The 21309-nt window shown below is 57.4% G+C and carries 24 protein-coding genes; 23 read left to right on the top strand and 1 reads right to left on the bottom strand.

The features are described from left to right. Positions 1-43: 43 nt before the first annotated feature. From AC0V6Q_RS04800 to AC0V6Q_RS04700, 21 genes are all read left to right on the top strand, one after another. Positions 44-712, top strand: coding sequence for a complex I 24 kDa subunit family protein (locus AC0V6Q_RS04800; protein WP_486167269.1), 669 nt, complete (start codon positions 44-46; stop codon positions 710-712). Then, positions 712-912: a hypothetical protein gene (locus AC0V6Q_RS04795; RefSeq protein ID WP_486167268.1), complete on the top strand. Its 201-nt coding sequence runs from the start codon at positions 712-714 to the stop codon at positions 910-912. Before AC0V6Q_RS04800 ends, AC0V6Q_RS04795 begins: the two co-directional genes overlap by 1 nt. Then, a complete protein-coding gene (locus AC0V6Q_RS04790; RefSeq protein ID WP_486167267.1) occupies positions 912-1085 on the top strand; it encodes a hypothetical protein in 174 nt (57 codons plus the stop codon). The genes AC0V6Q_RS04795 and AC0V6Q_RS04790 overlap by 1 nt, the downstream gene beginning before the upstream one ends. Beyond that, the gene (locus AC0V6Q_RS04785) at positions 1085-1225 is read left to right on the top strand and encodes a hypothetical protein (RefSeq protein WP_486167266.1); all 141 of its coding nucleotides are present in this window, start codon (positions 1085-1087) and stop codon (positions 1223-1225) included. The genes AC0V6Q_RS04790 and AC0V6Q_RS04785 overlap by 1 nt, the downstream gene beginning before the upstream one ends. Positions 1226-1313: 88 nt before the next feature. Further along, positions 1314-1514 (top strand): hypothetical protein, encoded by a 201-nt coding sequence (locus AC0V6Q_RS04780; RefSeq protein ID WP_486167265.1) that lies wholly within the window; start codon positions 1314-1316, stop codon positions 1512-1514. After that, a complete protein-coding gene (gene nuoF / locus AC0V6Q_RS04775; RefSeq protein ID WP_486167264.1) occupies positions 1504-2796 on the top strand; it encodes an NADH-quinone oxidoreductase subunit NuoF in 1293 nt (430 codons plus the stop codon). The genes AC0V6Q_RS04780 and nuoF overlap by 11 nt, the downstream gene beginning before the upstream one ends. Next, positions 2793-3095 carry a hypothetical protein gene (locus tag AC0V6Q_RS04770; RefSeq protein WP_486167263.1) on the top strand — a complete coding sequence of 101 codons (303 nt, stop codon included), beginning with the start codon at positions 2793-2795 and terminating at the stop codon, positions 3093-3095. The genes nuoF and AC0V6Q_RS04770 overlap by 4 nt, the downstream gene beginning before the upstream one ends. Further along, complete coding sequence (gene nuoG, locus AC0V6Q_RS04765; protein ID WP_486167262.1) at positions 3088-5133, top strand: NADH-quinone oxidoreductase subunit NuoG; 2046 nt, start codon at positions 3088-3090, stop codon at positions 5131-5133. Before AC0V6Q_RS04770 ends, nuoG begins: the two co-directional genes overlap by 8 nt. Next, a complete protein-coding gene (locus AC0V6Q_RS04760; RefSeq protein ID WP_486167261.1) occupies positions 5130-5342 on the top strand; it encodes a hypothetical protein in 213 nt (70 codons plus the stop codon). Before nuoG ends, AC0V6Q_RS04760 begins: the two co-directional genes overlap by 4 nt. Continuing rightward, complete coding sequence (gene nuoH / locus AC0V6Q_RS04755; RefSeq protein ID WP_486167260.1) at positions 5342-6484, top strand: NADH-quinone oxidoreductase subunit NuoH; 1143 nt, start codon at positions 5342-5344, stop codon at positions 6482-6484. The genes AC0V6Q_RS04760 and nuoH overlap by 1 nt, the downstream gene beginning before the upstream one ends. Then, positions 6481-6963, top strand: coding sequence for a hypothetical protein (locus tag AC0V6Q_RS04750; RefSeq protein ID WP_486167259.1), 483 nt, complete (start codon positions 6481-6483; stop codon positions 6961-6963). Before nuoH ends, AC0V6Q_RS04750 begins: the two co-directional genes overlap by 4 nt. Next, a complete protein-coding gene (gene nuoI / locus AC0V6Q_RS04745) occupies positions 6960-7448 on the top strand; it encodes an NADH-quinone oxidoreductase subunit NuoI (protein ID WP_218405600.1) in 489 nt (162 codons plus the stop codon). The genes AC0V6Q_RS04750 and nuoI overlap by 4 nt, the downstream gene beginning before the upstream one ends. A gap of 44 nt (positions 7449-7492) precedes the next feature. Further along, positions 7493-8116 carry an NADH-quinone oxidoreductase subunit J gene (locus tag AC0V6Q_RS04740; RefSeq protein ID WP_486167258.1) on the top strand — a complete coding sequence of 208 codons (624 nt, stop codon included), beginning with the start codon at positions 7493-7495 and terminating at the stop codon, positions 8114-8116. Then, a complete protein-coding gene (gene nuoK, locus AC0V6Q_RS04735; protein WP_034957791.1) occupies positions 8116-8427 on the top strand; it encodes an NADH-quinone oxidoreductase subunit NuoK in 312 nt (103 codons plus the stop codon). The genes AC0V6Q_RS04740 and nuoK overlap by 1 nt, the downstream gene beginning before the upstream one ends. Positions 8428-8435: 8 nt before the next feature. Then, positions 8436-10430: an NADH-quinone oxidoreductase subunit L gene (gene nuoL / locus AC0V6Q_RS04730; RefSeq protein ID WP_486167257.1), complete on the top strand. Its 1995-nt coding sequence runs from the start codon at positions 8436-8438 to the stop codon at positions 10428-10430. Between the two features lie 15 nt (positions 10431-10445). Next, positions 10446-11990 carry an NADH-quinone oxidoreductase subunit M gene (locus AC0V6Q_RS04725; protein ID WP_486167256.1) on the top strand — a complete coding sequence of 515 codons (1545 nt, stop codon included), beginning with the start codon at positions 10446-10448 and terminating at the stop codon, positions 11988-11990. After that, positions 11990-13471 (top strand): NADH-quinone oxidoreductase subunit NuoN, encoded by a 1482-nt coding sequence (gene nuoN / locus AC0V6Q_RS04720; protein ID WP_486167255.1) that lies wholly within the window; start codon positions 11990-11992, stop codon positions 13469-13471. Before AC0V6Q_RS04725 ends, nuoN begins: the two co-directional genes overlap by 1 nt. After that, positions 13468-14211 (top strand): biotin--[acetyl-CoA-carboxylase] ligase, encoded by a 744-nt coding sequence (locus tag AC0V6Q_RS04715; protein ID WP_486167254.1) that lies wholly within the window; start codon positions 13468-13470, stop codon positions 14209-14211. The genes nuoN and AC0V6Q_RS04715 overlap by 4 nt, the downstream gene beginning before the upstream one ends. After that, positions 14211-15008, top strand: a complete 798-nt coding sequence (locus AC0V6Q_RS04710) for a type III pantothenate kinase (RefSeq protein WP_486167253.1) — start codon at positions 14211-14213, stop codon at positions 15006-15008. The genes AC0V6Q_RS04715 and AC0V6Q_RS04710 overlap by 1 nt, the downstream gene beginning before the upstream one ends. 35 nt (positions 15009-15043) lie before the next feature. Continuing rightward, entirely contained in the window at positions 15044-16708 is a 1665-nt protein-coding gene (locus AC0V6Q_RS04705) for a ribonuclease J (RefSeq protein ID WP_486167252.1), read from the top strand. Beyond that, positions 16708-16998 carry a DUF1467 family protein gene (locus tag AC0V6Q_RS04700; protein ID WP_486167251.1) on the top strand — a complete coding sequence of 97 codons (291 nt, stop codon included), beginning with the start codon at positions 16708-16710 and terminating at the stop codon, positions 16996-16998. The genes AC0V6Q_RS04705 and AC0V6Q_RS04700 overlap by 1 nt, the downstream gene beginning before the upstream one ends. Before the next feature lie 20 nt (positions 16999-17018). Here the strand turns inward: AC0V6Q_RS04700 and AC0V6Q_RS04695 are convergent, their stop codons facing one another. After that, a complete protein-coding gene (locus AC0V6Q_RS04695) occupies positions 17019-19601 on the bottom strand; it encodes a coiled-coil domain-containing protein (RefSeq protein WP_486167250.1) in 2583 nt (860 codons plus the stop codon). Positions 19602-19671: 70 nt separating this feature from the next. Here AC0V6Q_RS04695 and AC0V6Q_RS04690 point away from each other — a divergent pair, with 70 nt between their 5' ends. Both AC0V6Q_RS04690 and AC0V6Q_RS04685 read left to right on the top strand, forming a co-directional pair. Continuing rightward, on the top strand, positions 19672-19989 hold the full coding sequence (locus tag AC0V6Q_RS04690; RefSeq protein ID WP_486167249.1) for an Hpt domain-containing protein: 318 nt from the start codon (positions 19672-19674) through the stop codon (positions 19987-19989). A gap of 106 nt (positions 19990-20095) precedes the next feature. Beyond that, positions 20096-21307 carry a hypothetical protein gene (locus AC0V6Q_RS04685; protein ID WP_486167248.1) on the top strand — a complete coding sequence of 404 codons (1212 nt, stop codon included), beginning with the start codon at positions 20096-20098 and terminating at the stop codon, positions 21305-21307. Positions 21308-21309: the final 2 nt, after the last annotated feature.

Genomic DNA, 21309 nt, shown 5'->3' with positions numbered 1-21309 from the left:
GTTTGTGCCTTCCGCTTTTTGAGCGACCAAAGTGAGTTTTACCGTGGCTGACCGTACACCTGCACCCGATACCCCTGAACTGCGCGCGCGCTGGGGTTCTTTTGAGTGGTCGAAAGAGAACAAGAAAAAGGCAGATTACCATATCGCCAAATACCCCGAAGGTCGGGCGAAGTCGGCGACGATGCCGCTGCTTGATCTGGCACAGCGTCAAGTGGGCGAAGAGACCGATACGCAAGGCTGGCTCCCGCTGCCAGTGATCGAATATGTCGCCAAATACATCGACGTACCGGTGATCCGCGTGCTCGAAGTTGCGACCTTCTATTTCATGTACAATATGAAGCCGGTCGGGAAATATCACGTGCAGGTTTGCGGCACGACGCCGTGTATGCTGCGCGGATCTGACGACATCATAGCTGCGTGCAAGAAGCGCGGCATGAAGATGGGACATGTGTCCGAAGACGGCCTTTGGACGCTGACCGAGGTTGAGTGCATGGGCAATTGCGCCACCGCTCCCATGGTTCAGATCAACGATGACAATTACGAAGATCTGACGCCAGAGCGCCTAGATGCCGTGCTTGACGCGCTGGCCGCTGGCGAAACGCCGAAAGCTGGCACGCAGGAGCCTGGGCGTCATACGTCAGAGCCTTCGGGTGGACCCACCACTCTTAAAGAAATGGTCGATGCCAATCACGATTACCGGGGTGACTGGTAATGGGTGACAAGCCAGCCAATACCGCAAGCGGCAATCGCGCTCTGGGCATATCGTTTATGGTGCTCGGTGTGTGCATGTGCGTCGTTTTCGGATTGACGCTGGGCCCGGCCTTTATCGGTCTGGGTATGCCATTTGCTGTGCTTGGTTTTATCTTCCTGCCCAAGTCAGGCGAAGGGCAAAAAAGCGAGGGAGACCGGTAATGGCCAGTCCCAAGACCAACCTTGGCATGGGCGCTGTGGGCCTGTTGTTTTTTGCGCTCGCCGTTTGGGAGTTTCTCTCCGGTGATGGCTGGATCGTTTGGGTCCTGCTTGGCGTGTTGTTCGGCGGAGTTGGCGCAGCGCGTCAGCTGTTGAGTAAGGGCGATGCGCAGTAATGGACATCGTCACAATCATTCTTGCCCTCGCTGGTGCCTTCATCGCCTACAAGGTGTTGATGGGCTTGCTGCGCGTGGCAGTGATTGTGTTGATTTTTGGCGTCACAACGGGGCTGTATCAACAAGGGGTGATCGGGTGATGGCCGTCTGGATTGCCCTTGGTTCTGTTATGCTCGCGCTTGCGGTGGTGCTGTTTGTCCTCAACGCCAAAACGATGGATGACGACAAATGAACGGCGGCACTCTTGCAACAATGATTGCAGGCTTGGCCTGCTTCGGATTGGGAGCCTATCTGTCGGCGACCGGTGAGAAGAACACCGGGATTGTGTTGATGGGTATGGGCCTTGTTTTTCAGGTTTTGACTTTGCGGCGGCTACGGATGGCGCGCAAAGGCACGACAACGCAGAAGGGATCGAGCGATGCTGGCTGATAAGGACCGCATCTTCACCAATGTATACGGCTTCCAGGATTGGGGCCTCAAAGCTGCGCAAAAGCGCGGCGATTGGGATGGCACCAAGGCTCTGATCGAGCGTGGGCAAGACGCGATCATTGAAGAGATCAAAGCCTCTGGCCTGCGTGGCCGGGGCGGTGCTGGCTTCCCGACCGGTCTCAAATGGTCATTCATGCCCAAGACCAGCGCGGATGGCCGGCCAAGCTTCCTCGTCATCAATGCCGACGAATCTGAACCAGGTTCGTGCAAAGACCGCGAGATCATCCGCCACGATCCGCACAAGCTCATTGAAGGCGCGCTGGTTGCCGGTTTCGCCATGCGGGCGCGCGCTGCCTATATCTACATTCGCGGCGAATACATTCGCGAGGCTGAGACGCTGCAGGCGGCGATCGACGAGGCGTATGATGCAGGGCTGATCGGCAAGAATGCCAGCGGGTCTGGTTATGACTTCGATGTGTTCATGCACCGGGGTGCTGGCGCGTATATTTGCGGCGAAGAAACCGCGATGATCGAAAGCCTTGAGGGCAAAAAGGGTCAACCGCGTTTGAAGCCTCCGTTCCCTGCGGGCGCTGGCCTTTATGGCTGTCCTACGACCGTGAACAATGTTGAGAGCATCGCGGTTGTGCCAACGATCCTTCGCCGTTCAGGTGCTTGGTTTGCGGGCTTTGGCCGCGAAGGAAACGCGGGCACCAAACTGTTCCAGATTAGCGGCCATGTCGAAAAGCCCTGCGTCGTCGAAGAAGAGATGAGCATTCCGTTTGAGGAGCTTATCGAAAAGCACTGCGGCGGAATTCGCGGCGGGTGGGACAACCTGCTTGCGGTCATTCCGGGCGGTTCTTCGGTGCCGCTGGTGCCTGCTGAGCAAATTCGCAGCGCTCCGATGGATTTTGACGGGCTCAAAGAGCTTGGCTCCGGCCTTGGCACGGCTGCGGTTATAGTGATGGATAAGTCCACTGATATTGTGCGCGCAATTTCTCGCCTCAGCTACTTCTACAAGCACGAATCCTGCGGCCAATGCACGCCGTGCCGTGAGGGCACCGGTTGGATGTGGCGCATGATGGAGCGGCTCCGCACAGGCGATGCCGAGATCGAAGAGATCGACATGCTGCACGAAGTCACCAAGCAGGTTGAAGGCCACACAATCTGCGCGCTTGGCGATGCAGCGGCCTGGCCGATCCAAGGCCTAATCCGCCACTTCCGCCCCGAGCTTGAGCGCCGGATCGAAGAACACAACGCACAATTCCGGGAGGCTGCGGAATGACCCACCTAGTCTATCGCGACCGTCATCACACAGATGGCGAGTTTGCCGGTCGAACAGAACGGTATTGGCCTGATCCAGACGAGCGCGGACTTTTCGAGCTGGGTGATCCGCGAGTGCCAAAAAAGTCAGATGGTAAGAACCAGAACCAACGCAAGGAATATGCTGTTTTCGTTGAGAACGAGAAAAATGCAGTAAGGCTAGTCAGAGAATACGGTTTCTCTCTGCGCATGAGGGGCGAACTTACTGGCCAGCGCAATCTCATTCAGCCCGATAGCATCAAGGACGCGCCTAATGCCTAAGGTAACCGTAGACGGTCAGGAAATCGAAGTCCCACAGGGCGCGACTGTCCTTCAGGCTTGCGAGCAAGCGGGCAAGGAGATCCCGCGCTTCTGCTATCACGAGCGGCTCAGCATTGCGGGCAATTGCCGCATGTGTCTGGTTGAAGTGAAGCCCGGGCCGCCAAAGCCTCAGGCATCGTGCGCGCTTCCTGCAAGCGAGGGTCAGGAGATCCGCACCGACACGCCGATGGTCAAAAAGGCGCGCGAAGGAGTGATGGAGTTTCTGCTCGTCAACCACCCGCTTGATTGCCCGATTTGCGATCAGGGCGGTGAGTGCGATCTTCAGGATCAGGCTGTGGCCTATGGCCGTGGTTCGTCGCGCACCAAGGAAAATCGCCGTGCGGTCACTGAGAAATACATGGGTCCGCTGATCAAGACGGTGATGACCCGCTGCATTCACTGCACGCGTTGTGTGCGGTTCTCTGAAGAGATCGCGGGCGTGGATGAGATCGGCGCGCTGTATCGCGGCGAAGATATGCAGATCACGACCTATCTGGAAAAGGCGGCGGCGCATGAGCTTTCCGCCAATGTGATTGATCTGTGCCCTGTCGGTGCTCTCACTTCGCGTCCTTACGCGTTTGAGGCTCGGCCTTGGGAATTGAAGCGCACGCTTAGCATTGACGTATCCGACGCAGTGGGTGCGAATATCTCGCTGCACTCCAAAGGCCGCGAAGTGATGCGCGCGCTTCCTCGCATTAATGATGATGTGAATGAGGAGTGGCTCTCGGATAAGGCGCGCTATCAGGTCGATGGCCTGACCAAGCGCCGCCTCGACCGTGTGTTTGTGCGCCCAAAAACCGGAGAAAACGCCGGAAAGCTCGCGGCGTCTGATTGGAACGAGGCGTTCGGCATAATTGCGGGCGCGCTTGAGACCGATAAATCCTCTGTCGCAGCGGTGGCCGGCGATATGGTCGATTGTGAGACCATGTTTGCAGCCAAGGCTCTGCTCGAGGCTTGCGGTTCGACGCTTCTCGAAGGTCGCCAGACCGGCATGACTTATGATGTGTCCAACTTGGCTGCGGTGAATTTCAACTCGACGCTTGCCGGGATTGAGACCGCCGATTGTATCCTCATCGTTGGCAGCCACATCCGCTGGGAAGCGGCCCTGGTGAATGCTCGTATTCGTAAGGCCGTGAAGACGGGCGCGAAAGTGTTTGTGGTGGGCCCTCTCTGGGAGACCACCTATCCGGCCGAATTTCTCGGCGAAGACCTCAAGGTCCTGAACCGTGTGCCCAAGGCTCTTGGCGACGCCATGAAGGCAGCGACACGCCCTGCGGTGATCCTTGGCGGTGCGGCTTTGGCTGCAGGTGCTCTTGGCGCGGCGCTGAAGCTGGTCGACAAGTTCGGCCTTGTGAAAGACGATTGGAACGGCTTCAACGTCCTCCATATGTCCGCAGCACGCATGGGCGGGTTGATGCTCGGCTACGCGCAAGATGGCGGCATGGCGGATATCGCGGCGGCGAAACCCAAAGTGCTCTTCAGCCTTGGCGCGGATGAGATGGATTACGAGCCATTCGCGGACAGCCTCAAGGTCTATATCGGCCACCACGGCGACAAGGGCGCGCATAACGCTGACATCATTCTGCCCGCTGCCTCCTACGCCGAGAAAGACGGCACTTACGTCAACACGGAAGGCCGCGTTCAGTTCGCTGAAAAAGCAGTGTTTGCACCCGGTGATGCGCGTGAGGATTGGACGATCCTGCGCGCTCTGGCGGATGCGATTGGCGTAAGCGTTGGCTTTGACAGTTTTGAGCAGCTTCAAGGTGCGATGATTGCCGAGGTGCCTGCTTTGGGTGAAGAGGCTCTCGCCGACATTATGGCACTTTCTGGGGGCGCGCTTCCAAAAGCTGACAGCAAGGCCAAGGCAGAAGGCGTTATAAGTGCCTATCCCATCAAGGATTTCTACCTCTCCAACCCCATCGCCCGCGCATCCGCTGTGATGCAGCAATGTTCGGCAGAACTGCTCCACGCGGAAGAGATGAAGGAGGCTGCGGAATGACGCTTTTTCTTAGCATCTTGGTAGGCGTGGTGATCGCGGTTGGTGTGATTGGCGGTGTTCTTTGGACTTCTATGTGGCTGGCTGATCGGAAAACTGATGCAGACGCAGAAGGCTGGAAAGACAATGGTTCCGGCAACGTTGATGGATATGGATCTGGCTATGGAAGTTCGTTCAGCGACTCTGGCTGCGGCGGCGGAGGAGGCGACTAATGACCGCGTTCTTTGAAACTCTCGGCCTTCCGTATGAGTGGGCCTGGTTTGTCGCCACGATTGCGGGCATCCTCCTTATCGCGCTCCCTGTCATGCTTGCCGTTGCCATGGTGATCTATGTCGACCGCAAGGTGCTGGGCGCGATTATGCTTCGGCGCGGGCCCAATGTGGTGGGGCCGTTTGGCCTGCTTCAGAGCTTTGCCGACGGGCTTAAGGTGTTCTTGCAGGAAACCATCATCCCAAGTGCCGCCAACAAGGGCATCTTCCTGCTTGCGCCGATCATCACCTTCACCGTGGCCTTGGCCGCATGGGCGGTGATCCCGTTTGGCGATGGCGTGGTGCTCGCTGACATCAATGTAGGCTTGCTCTACATCCTCGCGATCTCGTCGCTCGGCGTTTACGGTGTGGTGATGAGCGGGTGGGCTTCGAACTCGAAATACCCCTTCTTCTCCGCCATGCGGGCCGCCGCTCAGATGATCTCTTATGAGGTCTCTATCGGATTTATCTTGGTGTGCGTCGTCCTGTGGGCAGGCACGTTCAATATGAGCGGCATTGTCGAGGCACAGCGTGGCCACGGGCTTGGTTTCGTCAACGGGTTCTTCTTTAACCCGCTGTTGTTCCCGATGTTTGTGGTGTTCTTCATCTCGGCTCTGGCTGAGACGGCGCGCGCTCCGTTTGACCTGACCGAGGCCGAATCCGAGCTCGTCGCAGGCTATCAGACCGAATATTCGTCGATGGCCTTTGCGCTGTTCTGGCTGGGTGAATATGCCAACATCCTGTTGATGTGTTCGCTGTGCGCGATCCTGTTTATGGGCGGGTGGTTGCCGCCATTTGAGTGGGCACCGCTGTACTATGTGCCGGGCTTTATCTGGTTCCTGTTGAAGACCTTCTTCTTCTTCCTGCTGTTCAGCTGGATTTGGGCAACCGTACCGCGCTATCGCTATGACCAGTTGATGCGTCTTGGCTGGAAGGTGTTCCTCCCGATGAGCCTTGGCTTTGTCGCGGTGATCAGCGGATACTTGATGGCGACCGGTCACTTTACGAGCGCCGCGCCGCTGGTTGAGCCAGCAAGTGTGACGCCTGATCAGATTGTTGAAACCGTGGTAGATGAACCGTCACGCGCGACAGGGCACATCGGATGATCCGATCACTCGTCCCTATTTCTGCGATTGCACTCATGGCTCTAGCAGCTCCGGCAGCTGCGCAAAAAGAAGCTCCGAGCCCGCGCTACTTCAGTTTCGCCTGTCATCTGGTCGATATTAACGGCGCAGGTAAAGAGATGACTGGCTTGCTTCGAAGAGATGCGGAGAGGAATTATTCCGGCATCTGGGATTTCAGGACGCGTTGGTTCGAAGTAACCGATGATAGCAAGATCAAGAGAGATGATCGCGTATTTGGCAAAGGGTACGAGTTTGAAGCCAGAATGCCGCTTCCCCCCGTGGAGGGCAAACCCCTTGCAGGAATTGGACATTACGAAGCCTATCAAGTGTATTGGTCCGGGTATTCTGATGGAGTGATCGTGCACAAAACATGGCGGGAGCTGCGCCCTGCTGTGCGCTCAGACGAGAGACTTCTGGCTGCCGGGCTCTGCAAGTTTAATGAAGAGGAAAACGCGGGATGACCAGCGCTACCCAACTCCTTAAATCCTTCACCCTCTGGGAATTCCTGAAAGCGCACGCGCTGACCTTGAAGTATTTCTTCAAGCCCAAGGTGACGATCAACTATCCGTTCGAGAAATCGCCGCTTAGCCCGCGTTTTCGCGGTGAGCACGCGCTGCGCCGTTATCCAAACGGCGAAGAGCGCTGCATTGCGTGCAAGCTTTGCGAGGCGGTGTGCCCGGCTCAGGCGATCACGATTGAGAGTGAGCCGCGCGAAGACGGCAGCCGCCGCACCACGCGCTATGACATTGATATGACGAAGTGCATCTATTGCGGCTTTTGTCAGGAGGCCTGCCCGGTGGATGCCGTGGTCGAGGGGCCAAACTTTGAATACGCCACCGAAACGCGCGAGGAATTGCTTTATGACAAGGCAAAACTGCTCGCAAATGGTGACAAATGGGAACGGGCCATCGCGGCTAACCTTGAAGCGGACGCCCCCTATCGTTAAGGGCGCGGCCAAGTCTTGACGGGCTGGACGGAAAAACAGGGATCATGATTCAGACACTCGCCTTTTATCTCTTTGCGACGCTTGTCGTGGCCAGCGCGGTCATGGTGATCATGTCGCGAAACCCTGTGCACTCCGTGCTGTGGCTCATCCTGTCGTTCTTCAACGCGGCAGGATTGATGGTGCTGGTGGGGGCAGAGTTCATCGCGATGCTGCTCGTCATTGTATACGTGGGCGCGGTTGCGGTGTTGTTCTTGTTCGTGGTGATGATGCTCGACATCGACTTTGCGGCGATGCGGGCCGGGTTCATCAAGAACTTCCCGCTGGGGATTGCGATTGCGCTGATCCTTCTGGCTGAGCTTGGCCTGGGGCTGGGCGCATATGGCGCTGGCGGGATTGAACTTGGCACGCCCGATGGCACCGCTGCTGCGAGCGCGAATGTCTCTAATATCGAGGCTATCGGCGCGCTGCTATATGGCCGCTATATCCTGTTGTTTGAAATAGCTGGCATCATCCTGCTGGTGGCGATGATTGGCGCGATTGTGCTGACCTTCCAGCCGCCGCCTCCAGGGAGCCGCGCACAGCAAGACATCGGCAAACAAATTGCACGCCGCCCCGAAGAGGCGACGGTTATGAAAAATCCAGATATTGGCAAAGGGGTCGAGCTCTAATGGGACCCGTAGGCGTTGAACATTACCTTGTCGTGGGCGCGATTCTTTTCGTGCTTGGCGTGCTGGGTATCTTCCTCAACCGGAAGAATGTGATTGTCATCCTGATGGCGGTGGAGCTGATCCTGCTCGCCGTGAACATCAACCTTGTCGCGTTCAGCGCCTTTATGGGCGATCTGGTGGGACAGGTGTTTGCCATGATGGTTCTGACCGTTGCGGCAGCAGAAGCCGCGATCGGGCTTGCCATTCTCGTCATCTACTATCGTGGCCGCGGAACGATTGCGGTCGATGATGTCAACCGGATGAAGGGATAAGCGCCGCCATGGAAACGCAAATCCTATTGATCGTCTTCGCGCCTCTGGTCGCGGCGATTGTCGCCGGGCTGGGCAACCGTATGCTGGGCAATACGATTGCAAAGTCGATTACTACCGGCGGTCTTTTCCTGTCTGCGGCTTTGAGCTGGCCGATTTTCATCGGGTTTTTGACCGGCACTCACACCGCCGAAGTCGTGCCTGTGCTGCAGTGGGTGCAGTCGGGTGATTTGACCTTTGACTGGGCCTTGCGCGTCGATGCTCTCACCGCCGTTATGCTGGTGGTGATCAACTCGGTTTCCGCGCTCGTGCACCTGTATAGCTGGGGCTATATGGAGGAAGACCCGGATCAACCGCGCTTCTTCGCCTATCTCTCGCTTTTCACCTTCGCCATGCTGATGCTGGTGACCGCCGATAACCTCGTTCAGATGTTCTTCGGTTGGGAAGGGGTGGGGCTTGCCTCTTACCTGCTCATCGGGTTCTGGTTCAAAAAGCCTTCTGCGGGCGCTGCGGCGATCAAGGCATTTGTGGTCAACCGCGTGGGCGACCTTGGCTTTATGCTGGGTATCTTCGGCACGTTTCTGGTGTTCCAGACGACCTCTATTCCAGAGATCCTGGCAGCTTCCGCTGGCATGAGCGGATCGACCATCGGCTTCCTCGGCATGCGCTTGCCGACGATGGATATCCTGTGCTTCCTGCTCTTCATCGGGGCGATGGGTAAGTCGGCGCAATTGGGTCTCCACACATGGCTTCCTGACGCGATGGAGGGGCCGACGCCTGTGTCCGCTCTCATCCACGCAGCAACTATGGTGACAGCTGGCGTATTCATGGTCTGCCGTCTTTCGCCAATGTTCGAAGCGGCTCCGACAGCCTTGATGATCGTGACTATCGTGGGCGCGGCAACATGTTTCTTTGCGGCAACCATCGGCACGACGCAGTGGGACATCAAGCGGGTCATCGCTTACTCAACCTGTTCGCAGCTGGGCTATATGTTCTTTGCCGCAGGCGTCGGTGCGTACGGAGTTGCGATGTTCCACCTGTTCACGCACGCGTTCTTCAAGGCGCTGCTGTTCCTTGGCGCTGGCTCGGTCATTCACGCGATGCATCACGAGCAGGACATGCGCTACTATGGCGGTCTCAGGAAAGCGATCCCGATTACCTTTGTGGCGATGCTCTTGGGCACTCTCGCGATTACGGGTCTTGGTGTTTATCACCTCGGCGCAGGGTTCGCTGGTTTCTGGTCGAAGGATGCGATCCTTGAAGCGGCCTTTGCGCGCGGTACCACCACTTCGACCATTGCCTTCTGGGCAGGTGTGACGGCGGCGCTTCTCACCAGCTTCTACAGCTGGCGTCTGATGTTCCTCACCTTCTGGGGCAAGCCTCGCTGGATCGAGAGCGAGCACATCCAGCACACCGTCCACAAGACACCAGAAGAGGCGGGTGTAGACACAACCGGCGGCTATCACCCGCATGAAAGCCCGATTGCTATGCTGATCCCGCTTGTGGTGTTGTCCACCGGAGCGGTTCTGGCTGGCCAGGTGTTCGCGCCGAGCTTCATTGATGATGCAAGCTTCTGGGCGGGTTCGATCTTCTACAACGAAAACCTCATCCACGCTCTTCACGAAGTACCCTACTGGGTGAAGTATTCCGCCTTTGTGGTCATGGTTCTGGGCTTTATCGGCGCTTACATCGCCTACATCGCGAAGCCTGACATGCCGGCCAAGTTCGTCGCCAACTTTGGCTGGCTCCACAACTTCGTGTTCCGCAAATGGTATTTCGACGAGCTTTATGACGCGATCTTCGTAAAGCCGGCCTTTTGGCTTGGCCGTCAGTTCTGGAAACTGGGCGATATCGGCGTGATTGACCGCTTTGGACCAAACGGCATCGCCGCCGTGGTTCAGCGCGGCTCGGTCGCGGCCAAGACGATCCAGTCGGGCTATCTCTACACCTACGCGCTGATCATGCTTCTCGGGCTGATCGCCGCTGTCACTTATGTGCTGCTCTAGGGGTCTTTGAGCGTAATGGACTTTCCCATCCTCACCACGATGATGCTGGTGCCGTTAGCGGCAGCCATCGCATGTCTGTTCGCCGGGCAAGCCTCGCGAGTGATCGCGCTTGGCGCGACGCTTGTGACCTTTGGTTTGGGCGTCATGCTCTGGGCCAATTACGAGATCGGCGGCGCGCAGTGGCAGTTCCAAGAGAAGTACGAGCTTGTCGCGGGCTTCTCTTACGCGCTTGGTATCGACGGCATTGCCTTGATGCTGATCATGCTCAGCGTGTTCCTGATGCCGATCTGTATCCTTGCCAGCTGGGATTCGATCAAAAAGCGCATTGGCGAATACATGGCCGCCTTCCTGTTTATGGAAGTGCTGATGATTGGTACCTTCGCGGCGCAGGATTTGTTCCTGTTCTACATCTTTTTCGAGGCTGGCCTTATCCCGATGTATCTTATCATCGGCGTTTGGGGCGGCGATAACCGCATCTACGCTTCGTACAAATTTTTCCTCTACACGCTGATCGGCTCGGTTCTGATGCTGATCGCAATGTTCTGGATGGTGAGCGAGGCGGGCACCTCGGACATTCCGACGCTGATGCAGTACGACTTCCCCGGCGGCGCGCAGACGTGGTTGTGGCTGGCGTTCTTTGCGAGCTTTGCGGTGAAGGTGCCGATGTGGCCGTTCCACACCTGGCTTCCCGACGCGCACGTTCAGGCACCAACTGCGGGTTCGGTTATTCTGGCGGGCGTTTTGCTGAAGCTCGGCGGCTACGGTTTCATCCGTTTCAGCCTGCCGATGTTCCCTGAGGCCAGCGCCGACTTTGCATGGTTCGTCTTCATCCTCTCGATGATCGCGGTGATTTACACCTCGCTCGTCGCTCTGGTGCAGGCCGATATGAAGAAGCTCATTGCGTACTCATCGGTTGCTCACATGGCGATTGTGACCGTGGGTCTGTTCGCCTTCAATGTGCAGGGCCTTGAGGGTGCGATGATCGTCATGCTTTCGCACGGCCTTGTATCGGGCGCGCTCTTCCTGTGTGTGGGCGTCATCTACGACCGGCTCCATACTCGTGAGATCGAACGCTACGGCGGGCTTTCGATCAACATGCCGTATTACGCGCTGTTCTTCCTGCTGTTCACCATGGCCTCGATCGGCCTTCCGGGCACCAGCGGCTTTGTCGGCGAATTCCTTTCGCTTGCGGGCATCTACCAAACATCAAGCCTTGCGGCGCTTGTCAGCACCACCGGCATCATTCTGGGCGCAGCATACATGCTCTACCTCTACCGCCGTGTGGCCTTTGGCGATCAGAAGAACGCCGATGCTGCTGCTATGAAAGATATTACAGCGCGCGAGTGGCTTATGATGACACCGATTGCTGCCGTAGTCCTATGGATGGGCGTCTATCCGGAGAGCTTCCTTGCCCCAATGCGCGCCGACATCGCCGCGCTTGATGCGCAACTTGCCGCTGCCGCTCCTGCTAGCGACGCTGCGCTTGCGAGCGGAGAGCCGCTCTCGGCGGCGGCCAATGCCATGGAGTTTGAGGGCCATGAAGGGGAGGGCCAACACTGATGCTTGATTTCCCATCATCCTTCGCCCTCATCACGCCAGAGCTTATCCTTATCGGCACGGGCCTTGTCCTGCTGCTCGTCGCTGCATGGGTTGGCGACAAGGCTGCACGCGTTGTGACTATAGTTGCTGCCAGTGCGCTGTTCGTTGCGGGCCTCTTCACCATTCCGGGTTTGCACCTCGGGGTCGATGGCCCTGACAGCTACGCCTTCGGCACGCTTCTTAAAGTCGATAGCTTTGCGCTATTCTCAAAAGCCTTGATCTATCTTGCAGGCATTGGCGCGCTTGTTGTCGCGCCAGCCTTTTTCAACGGTCCCGCTGCGTCGAGCGAGCGCGGGCTGCGCGCGGAATACCCCGTCCTGATCCTGTTCGCGACCGTAGGCATGAGCATCATGGTTTCGGCAAGCGACTTTATGACGCTTTACATGGGGCTCGAATTGAACTCGCTCGCTGCTTATGTGCTCGCAGCAATCCTGCGCAAGGATGAGCGTTCAACCGAAGCGGGGCTTAAATACTTCGTCCTTGGCGCGCTTGCATCGGGTATCCTGCTTTACGGGATGAGCCTGCTCTACGGTTTTACCGGCGGAACCGACTTTGCCAGCGTTCGCGCTGGGCTAGAGGGTGAACTTTCCACCGGACAGCTGTTCGGCCTCATCTTCGTGATGGCAGGCCTTGCCTTCAAAATCGCAGCGGTGCCGTTCCATATGTGGACGCCGGACGTTTACGAAGGCGCACCGACACCGGTCACCTTGTTCTTCGCTACTGCTCCCAAAGTCGCTGCTGTGGCGCTCACCGCACGCGTGGTGTTCGAGGTATTCGGAGCTCAGGTTCAGGCGTGGCAGCAAATCGTCATGTTCACCGCATTGGCCTCCATCGTGTTCGGTGCGTTGGGAGCCATCGGTCAGGACAATCTGAAGCGCCTGCTTGCATACTCCTCGATCAACAATGTCGGCTTTATCCTGCTGGGTCTGGCTGTTGCCACGCCTGCTGGTGCCAGCTCGATGCTGGTTTATCTCTTCATCTATGTCGTGATGAGCCTTGGCAGCTTCACCGCATTGCTGATGCTTCGCGGCGAAGATGGCAATCTGTTTGAGACGTTTGGCGACATCGCTGGCCTTGCTGTTACACGTCCCGCAATCGCATGGGCGTTGCTCGTCTTCATGTTCAGCCTTGCGGGCATTCCGCCGCTGCTCGGTTTCTACAGCAAGTTTGTAGTGTTCCAGGCCGTGGTGGACGCGGACCTTGTGGTCTTCGCAGCTATCGCCATCGCGGCAAGCGTTATCGGTGCGTTCTACTACATCAAGTTCGTGAAAGTCATGTTCTTCGATGAACCTGCAGGCGTTGCCACCGGGAAAGCCGAGACCTCGCACTGGGTGCTCTTGGGCATCTGCGCTCTGATCATCTCGCCGCTTGGCTATCTGCTCACCGGATCGCTGACCGACCTTACCAATAAGGCAGCTTCCTCGCTGTTCCTGGCGATTTGACCTCGACCGCTGTAATCGAAACAGTTGAAGAGACCGCTTCGACCAATGCAGACTTGTTGCAACGATTGGCGGACGGGGAGGCGATAGCCGAGGGCTATTGGCTGCAAGCCGAGCGTCAAAACGGGGGCCGTGGGCGGCTTGGACGAAAATGGGAAAGCCCCAAGGGCAATCTCTTTTGCAGCACCCAAGTTGCTCTGCGCGCCGCCGATCCGCCTGCGCATACCCTTTCGTTTGTCGCCGGGCTCGCGGTTGCAGAGACGCTTCGGCGTTCTCTGTTTGCGAACACCCCGATAATGCTCAAATGGCCCAACGATGCTCTCGTCAGGGGCTGCAAGATCGCGGGCATCCTGCTGGAAAGATCGAAGGACAGCGTCGTGGTCGGGATCGGCGTGAACGTATGCCATGCGCCCGAGGTGCCCGGCCGCGAGACAACCTCCATACTTTATGAGAATGGAAAACATGACGGGAACCCCGGCCTTGTGCTCTCGATCCTGGCCGACGAGTTTGCCCTTCGCCTTTCGCGTTGGCGCGAAGAGCCGCTTGCACAAACACTTGATGCCTGGACGAACGCGGCGCACCCGATCGGTTCGCAATTGACGGTTGGATCGGGCGATGACGCTGTGACAGGAGCGTTTGCGGGCCTTGGCGAAGACGGCGCATTGCTCTTGCGCTTGGCGAATGGTGCAATCCGCACTATCCACGCAGGCGACGTGTCGATGATTTCTCAAGGGAATAGCTAATGCTGCTGGCAGCTGATGTTGGAAACACCAATGTCGTTTTCGCTCTGTTTGAGCCCGATGGACAGGGCGGCTATGTCACGCCTCCCAAGGCGCGCTGGCGTATCGCCACCGATCCGCGCCGGACAGGTGACGAGTACGCAGTATGGCTGCTGCAACTCCTGACGATTGAGGGCGTTTCGCGCGAGGGTATCACAGGGATTATCTATGCCTCTGTAGTCCCGCGCGCCGATCACAATCTGACGGTCCTTTGCCAGAAATACTTTGGCGTGACGCCGCTAAAAGCGGGTGAGGGCAAGGCGTCCTGGCCGTTTGTAGCCGATGTCGACCAGCCAACTTCGCTGGGTGCAGACCGCGCGCTCAATATTCTGGCCGCCCATCACAAATTTGGCGGCGACCTTATCGTCATTGACTTTGGCACTGCGACCAAGTTTGAAGCCATCGATTTCAACGGCACCTATAAAGGCGGATCCATCGCGCCGGGGATCAATCTGTCTCTCGATGCATTGGTGGGGAAGACGGCAAAACTTCCGCGCATCGCTATCGCCACTCCGGCCAGCACCAGTGTCATCGGACGCAACACCGAAGACCAAATGCTCATTGGAGTGTTCTGGGGCTATGTCGCTATGATGGAAGGCATTGTCGAGCGGATGAAAGCCGAAATCGGGCGCCCTGCGAAAGTGGTGGCGACTGGTGGACTGGCGATCCTGTTCGATGATGCGACACAGATATTTGACGTAGTAGACACTGATCTGACGATTGAGGGCCTTGCAATTCTGGCCACAAAGGCCGCGGCCTGATCATCGGATACTTGGGATAGAACGACACACAATTCGTGAATAAAAATTACAAACCAGAGCAAGAACTGCTTTTCCTGGCCCTTGGCGGCTCGGGCGAGATTGGCATGAACGTCAACCTGTACGGGTGCGACGGCAAATGGCTGATGGTCGATTTGGGCATGACCTTTTCGGGCGGAGAATATCCGGGCGTTGACCTGGTCTTTGCCGATCTCGACTTTATCGAAGAGCGGACCAAAGACCTTCTCGGCATTGTCCTGACCCACGCGCATGAGGACCACATCGGCGCGGTGCCATATTTCGCGGGCGAATTGGGCGTGCCGCTTTATGCGACCCCGTTCACTGCCGATCTGGTGGCGAGAAAGCTCGAAGAGGCGGGGCTGCTTGGTCAGGTTGAGCTCAACATTATCGAGGAAGACCACGGCCAGATCGATATCGGTCCGTTCAATGTCACCTATCTTCCGCTCGCCCACTCTATCGCAGAGGGCAATGCGCTTCTGATCGAAACGCCGTATGGAAAGGTCTTTCACACCGGGGATTGGAAGCTCGACGAAGATCCCATCATCGGCGAGCCCACCACGGAAGAAGAACTTCGCGCGATTGGCGATGAGGGCGTATTGGCGCTGGTTTGCGACAGCACCAATGTCTTTAATCCCAACCCCTCTGGTTCCGAAGGCGCCGTGCATAAAGGCCTTATGGAAGAGGTCGCCAAGCACAAGGGCAAGCGCGTCCTCGTTACGACCTTTGCGAGCAATGTCGCTCGGCTCCATACCCTTGGCGAGGTTGCGCGCGAAACGGGTCGCCAAGTGTGCGTGGCTGGCCGCTCGATCGACCGCATCCTAGAAGTCGCGCAGGACAATGGCTATCTCGAAGACTTCCCGGCACCTGTGGATTTCGACACCGCCATGCGTTTGCCGCGCGGTGAGGTGATGATCCTGGCCACAGGCGGGCAGGGCGAACCTCGCGCGGCCCTTGCGCGGATTGCTGACGACAATCATCCGCTTGAACTGGTCTCTGGCGATGTTGTGCTGTTTTCATCGCGCCTCATCCCCGGCAATGAAATCTCGGTTGGCAAGATGCAGAACCAGTTGGCCACGCGCGGGATTGAAATGATCACCGACCGGCAGAGCTTTATTCACGTGTCCGGCCATCCGGGCCGTCCTGAACTGGAAGCGCTCTACAGCTGGCTTCGCCCCGAGACACTTGTCCCGGTCCATGGCGAGATGCGGCATATGCAGGAGCAGGCGCGGCTCGGAAAGTCATGCGGCATCCCCAACAATGTGGTGCAATCCAATGGCGATATCGTTCGCCTTGCACCGGGCGCTCCGGGCAAGATTGCCGAAGTGCGCAATGGCCGCCTTGTGCTTGATGGTGACATCATCTCGCCTGCCGATGGTGATGCGGTCAACACGCGCCGCCGGGTGTCTTTTGAAGGAATGGTGATTGTCGTACTCGCCCGAGGCGAAGCGCCTTTGATCGAGGCCATCGGCCTGCCGCTTGATGAAGATCTGCCCGAATTCGTCGAAGAAACGCGTGAGGACATCCTTAAGGCTATCGGAAAATTGAAAGGCCGCGATGCGGGCGATCCTGCAGCGGTGCACGAGGCCGCTCGTCTTGCCGCGCGTCGTGCTGCGCGGCGTTGGTCTGGCAAGAACCCGCAAGTGCGCGTGCTTATGCCAGGGCTCACGAAGGGCGCCGAGTGATGCAGTGGACTTCGATCCTCGCGGTCTATTTTCTCATCTGGGTGATGAGCGCGTTTATCATGCTGCCTTTCGGGGTGCGTACTTCCGAGGAAGTGGGAGAAGCGCTGGTGCCGGGTCAGGCGGAAAGCGCACCATCAAGCTTTAAGCCGGGCAAGCTTCTCATCCGCGCAACGGTGATCGCGATTGTTCTGACAAGCTTGTTCGTGCTCAATTACGAATATGGCTGGGTGACCCCTGAGGATCTGGACATTCTGCCCAAACCCCCGGCCTCAGTCACTACGCCGCGCTGATTGCTCTATTCGCACACCGATTATTGTCTGAGCCGTTCAATCGACTGCGCCAGCACAACGTAAAGCTTGCCCACGTCCGAACCCAGAACCGTCACGCCCAAGGCCTTGCCATCGCGGGTGGATAGCACCGAGCGCAGCATCGCCTCGAAGTCGTGAATGTAGCGGCTGACATTGGCCCTGAACTCGTCATCGTTCTGATAAAGTTCGGCAATCTCGCGCGCTTCGCCGCTATCAATCAGACGCACGGCGCGCCTGGTAAAGATACCGCGGTCACCTTTGAGATAGGCATCCCACGAAGTGTCCGACACCTCTTGCGCCAGCGCCGATGTGAGGTCGATTGCTGACGAATTGAGGCTGTCTGTGATCAATGCCATGCGCCGTGCAAAGTCATTGTTGACCTGCTCTTCGGCAAGCTCGCGGGCGCGCGCGATGCGCTGCTCAAGGTTTTTGGTAAGCTCGTTCACTTTGGCCAATTGATCGCGCAGTTGGACGGTCGCCTCCCGGCTGACGCCCGACGCATGCGCAGCCGCCTGTTCCAGCTTACCGGCGGCTTCGGCCGAATTGTTACGCAAGGACCGCTCAAGCTCTTCGACCGCACGTTTTGAAAGGGTTGCTGCGAGTTCGCCAACTTTCTCTCGTGCACCGTTGTCAAGGGTTTCGAATACATCTTTGGTGGCCGTATCAAGCTTTGCAAGCTCTTCGCGCAGACGTTCCTGCGTGCCGCCTGCCAGGGTCTCGCTTTCCTCGGCAAGGCGGGCAAGTCCGCTTTGCAGCCCTTGAATGCGCGCCAATGCTTCGTCTGAATTTTCGGCGGTTTTGGAATGCAAAGCCTCGATCGATGCATCGTTCTCATCGATCTTGCCGCGTGCTTCGATCAAGTAATTGGTGAGCGCGTCGGCTTTTTCATTGGTCACCAGCATCAGCGTGGAGACCTCTTGCGCGCGTTCTTCAACGTTTGTCAGGGTGCCAAGAGTGACCTTCATTGCCTCTGGCAAATTTTCGCGGGTGAAGGTTGCGCTCGACTGGATGATCTCGAGAAGGCGCACGCCTGCTTCGGTAAGTTCGGTGATCTCCGCTTGCGTCTGGCGCAGCTTCTCGCGCTTTTCTTCAATCTGCTCGTCGAGAGATTGGAGACCCGATGACAAAATGGTTTCGGCAGAACCTGTTTCTTCCTTGGCTTGCGCAATCAGCGCCGTGAGCTCTTCGATCTTGTCATTGAGCTCGGCCGAATGGGAGACCAGTTTTTCTGTCTCTGCACTATGGGCCTGCCGGCGCTGCGATAGGGCATCATCAAGATCGGCCAGGCGCTGGGCAAGAACCTCGCTTGCCTGCGCTTCATTGGTCGAAAACTCCTCTTGAACGCGCACAACCTGTTCGTTGAACTGACGATCGCGCGTTTCCAATTGCTCGACGAACAAGGCGACTTTGGCGTTGAGGTCTTCGACACGTTTTTGCGCAAGGCCGATGGCTTTCGCATCGACTTCATCCAGCCAATTGATTGTCTTCACAACTTCATCGGAAAAACGCTGTTTTGAGGCATCAAGCTTAGCCATCGCCTGCTCTTCGCTGTTGCGAAGGGCCGATCCCATTTGTTCGGTTTCGGACCTCAGAGTGTTCAAGCGCTCCTTAAGAGCGTCGAGCGCCGTGCGTTCCGCGTTTTCGACTTCGCCCTGGTATTGCTGGGTGCTGGCTTTGACTTCGTCGAGCCTTGCCCCGGCGCGCTCTTGAATAGAGCTTATCTGCTCTTCAAAGCGGGTCAGGACATCTCCGACACGGCCTTCAATCGAGGTCACCTGCGTCTCGCTCGCCCGGCCAAATTCGTTGAGGCGATCAAAGCTCGTGACCAGTTTTTCCAGATTCTCATGCGCGGTCCGCCCTGCTGCGCCCACCTGATTGGACACATCGCGAGCAGAATTGGCGACAACGGGCAAATCGTCGCGCAGTCGCGTCATATTGGCAAGCGCGCTCTCGCTAGCGCTTCCGATGGCTTCGACTTGCTTGCCATTGGTTTTGATCAGGCTCTGCAGCGTGTCAGCATGGGTTGAGATGCGCTCGCTCGCCAAGCGGCCGAGGCTCTCAAGCTCGCGCGACTGGGCACCCAGAAATTCGCGCGCAAGGCTAAGTTCGCGGTTCACAACTGTAAGGCGGTTTTCCAGCTCCCGGCTCTCTTGCGACAAAAGCGCGGCGCTTTGCGCAAAGCGATTGGCCTCAGAGCGTGAATTGCGCATCGCGAGAAGCCACGCGACACCAATGAGCAGAATTGGCACAGACCAATCCACGAAAAGGCGGGTCCACTCGCTTGGCATGGTTGCGGCGCTCAACAGTTGATCCTGAACGGCCCAGCCATAAAATCCTGTCCATCCGATCACCGCCACAATGGCCAGGGCAGGCGCGGCCCAAGTCATTCCACGCTCAGTGGCTTCTTCTTCGAAGCCTTCCTCCAAATCGTACTGCGTCAGATCAAGCTCGTCCTCCGGCTCAATCGCATCGGCGAAATCCACGCCTTCATCGTGCATTGCGTCCGTTGCCGCTTTATCGGTATCAGATTGCGCCTTGGTCTCGGCATTTTGGCCGACCGCGCGAATGTGCTTTCCACTTGCCATTTGACGAGAATACCACAGCCGGTGGAAGGATAAACCCCACATTAACCCGAATCCGGCTAATCGGCATTTTATGGCTTTTGAAAATGGTGCTCTTGATGCGACTCTCGCTGCGGCAGCAGGCGATAACCCGGCCTTGCTCGGAGAGCTTCGTGGTGCCTTTATCGAAAGTGCCGAGAAGCTTCTCGACCTGTTAAAGCGTTCACGATGCGATGGAAATTGGAACGTTGCAGCCCATCGGCTGAAAGGGCTCGCCGCAAGCTTTCATGCGCAAGATCTGCTCGACGCGGCGGAAAACGCGCTTTCCTCCGCTCCCGGCGAACCGACCGCGATCCGCGAAATCGAAGCCGTGCTTGCCCGCTTTAACGGCAACACTCCGGGACGCTTCTAGCTCTAACTGCCTCAAAATCGTGGATACTGCCTCGCTCTTACGCTTGATGCGCTAGGGGCATAAGGCGTAGCGCATGCGCTAGCCCATCCTTGTAGGGAGCTTGGCTTTGCGCATTGCTTTAGTCTCGGCGATCGAGCGTACTTCAAATGATGAATTGCGAGCAGAGCAGCAGCTTGCCGGGCGAAGCGTGCTCGAATGGCAGATTGATCTGGCGCTAAAGCTGCGATGCGAGCGGGTGATCTGCCTTTGCATGGTGCCGGCCAGCGAGTTGGTCATTGAACAGCAACGAAGGGTAGAGCGTGCAGGGGCATCCTTTCATGCCCTGCGCAATCATATGCAATTGACCAATCTGGTCCGCAATGGGGACCAGCTGTTCGTCCAGCTTGATGGCCTCATCATCGATCAGGATGCGCTGGATGAGGATTTGGAAGCAAATGGCGATTTACAAAACAGCATTTTCGAACTTGATGCAGATCACTCGCTAAGCGCGGCATATCCTTCTGATTTTGAACGGATTGACGGGCAAAAGCACTGGGGCGGCGTTGCCGTCCTACCCGGAGAATGCGCTGAATCGCTCAAAGAAATGCCGGATGATGCCGATGCGGTATCATTGCTGTTGCGGATCGGGCTTCAGGCGCGCGTGGCCCGTGAAAATGTGCCTGCGCTCCTTCTGGAAAACAACCAATGGGTCCTCGCAAGCGACCGCGAGAGCCTCGATCTTCGCGGCAAGGCACTGATGGAGGCGAGCCTTCCCGAGGCAAATTGGGCGGGGCCAGGGGCAGGTTTAGCAACCACTGTTGTTCGGTTGTCGGCAAGCCGATGGTTTGGTTCGGGAAGCGAAATCGCAGCTGCGGCTGCTGTCACCGGAATGGTAATAGCGGCAGGATTGGCCGGTTTCGGGTTCGGAGTATCGGCACTGGCGCTCGCTAGTCTGAGCGCATTTGCTGCGTTTTTGGCACAAGGTTCGAGCAGTTTGCGCAGCGGCATTTCAGGCCAATCGGGCAAGAACGCACGCCTGCGCTGGCTTACACTTGCGATAAGCGCGCTCGCGTGCGTGGTGCTTGTTCTGGCAAATTTGGGGGCCTCCGACTGGCAGTCCAGTATCGCTATCCCGTTGTTTGGATTAGGGCTTTCTGCCCTCTCTGCCCATGATAGGCAGGCGCAAATTCAGGCATTCTGGCGCGACACGCCCTTGCATCTTGCAATATTTGCTGTCTGTGCCGCCTTTGGTTTCCTTCACACTGCCTTGCTTGTGTTCGCTCTTGGCGCGCTTTTCCAATTGCTGCTGCGCGCCTACACAAAAGGAGATAGTCTGTAAGG

The sequence above is a fragment of the Erythrobacter sp. S227 genome (genome assembly GCF_057364925.1).
Note: the sequence above shows the minus strand (reverse complement) of the source record. Positions and strands in the feature narration are given on the sequence as shown.

Bases quoted from the DNA above. Each gene is read 5' to 3' on its own strand.
- AC0V6Q_RS04795 (WP_486167268.1), top strand. From the start codon at position 712: ATGGGTGACAAGCCAGCCAATACCGCAAGCGGCAATCGCGCTCTGGGC.
- AC0V6Q_RS04790 (WP_486167267.1), top strand. From the start codon at position 912: ATGGCCAGTCCCAAGACCAACCTTGGCATGGGCGCTGTGGGCCTGTTG.
- AC0V6Q_RS04785 (WP_486167266.1), top strand. From the start codon at position 1,085: ATGGACATCGTCACAATCATTCTTGCCCTCGCTGGTGCCTTCATCGCC.
- AC0V6Q_RS04780 (WP_486167265.1), top strand. From the start codon at position 1,314: ATGAACGGCGGCACTCTTGCAACAATGATTGCAGGCTTGGCCTGCTTC.
- nuoF (WP_486167264.1), top strand. From the start codon at position 1,504: ATGCTGGCTGATAAGGACCGCATCTTCACCAATGTATACGGCTTCCAG.
- AC0V6Q_RS04770 (WP_486167263.1), top strand. From the start codon at position 2,793: ATGACCCACCTAGTCTATCGCGACCGTCATCACACAGATGGCGAGTTT.
- nuoG (WP_486167262.1), top strand. From the start codon at position 3,088: ATGCCTAAGGTAACCGTAGACGGTCAGGAAATCGAAGTCCCACAGGGC.
- AC0V6Q_RS04760 (WP_486167261.1), top strand. From the start codon at position 5,130: ATGACGCTTTTTCTTAGCATCTTGGTAGGCGTGGTGATCGCGGTTGGT.
- nuoH (WP_486167260.1), top strand. From the start codon at position 5,342: ATGACCGCGTTCTTTGAAACTCTCGGCCTTCCGTATGAGTGGGCCTGG.
- AC0V6Q_RS04750 (WP_486167259.1), top strand. From the start codon at position 6,481: ATGATCCGATCACTCGTCCCTATTTCTGCGATTGCACTCATGGCTCTA.
- nuoI (WP_218405600.1), top strand. From the start codon at position 6,960: ATGACCAGCGCTACCCAACTCCTTAAATCCTTCACCCTCTGGGAATTC.
- AC0V6Q_RS04740 (WP_486167258.1), top strand. From the start codon at position 7,493: ATGATTCAGACACTCGCCTTTTATCTCTTTGCGACGCTTGTCGTGGCC.
- nuoK (WP_034957791.1), top strand. From the start codon at position 8,116: ATGGGACCCGTAGGCGTTGAACATTACCTTGTCGTGGGCGCGATTCTT.
- nuoL (WP_486167257.1), top strand. From the start codon at position 8,436: ATGGAAACGCAAATCCTATTGATCGTCTTCGCGCCTCTGGTCGCGGCG.
- AC0V6Q_RS04725 (WP_486167256.1), top strand. From the start codon at position 10,446: ATGGACTTTCCCATCCTCACCACGATGATGCTGGTGCCGTTAGCGGCA.
- nuoN (WP_486167255.1), top strand. From the start codon at position 11,990: ATGCTTGATTTCCCATCATCCTTCGCCCTCATCACGCCAGAGCTTATC.
- AC0V6Q_RS04710 (WP_486167253.1), top strand. From the start codon at position 14,211: ATGCTGCTGGCAGCTGATGTTGGAAACACCAATGTCGTTTTCGCTCTG.
- AC0V6Q_RS04700 (WP_486167251.1), top strand. From the start codon at position 16,708: ATGCAGTGGACTTCGATCCTCGCGGTCTATTTTCTCATCTGGGTGATG.
- AC0V6Q_RS04695 (WP_486167250.1), bottom strand. From the start codon at position 19,601: ATGGCAAGTGGAAAGCACATTCGCGCGGTCGGCCAAAATGCCGAGACC.
- AC0V6Q_RS04690 (WP_486167249.1), top strand. From the start codon at position 19,672: ATGGCTTTTGAAAATGGTGCTCTTGATGCGACTCTCGCTGCGGCAGCA.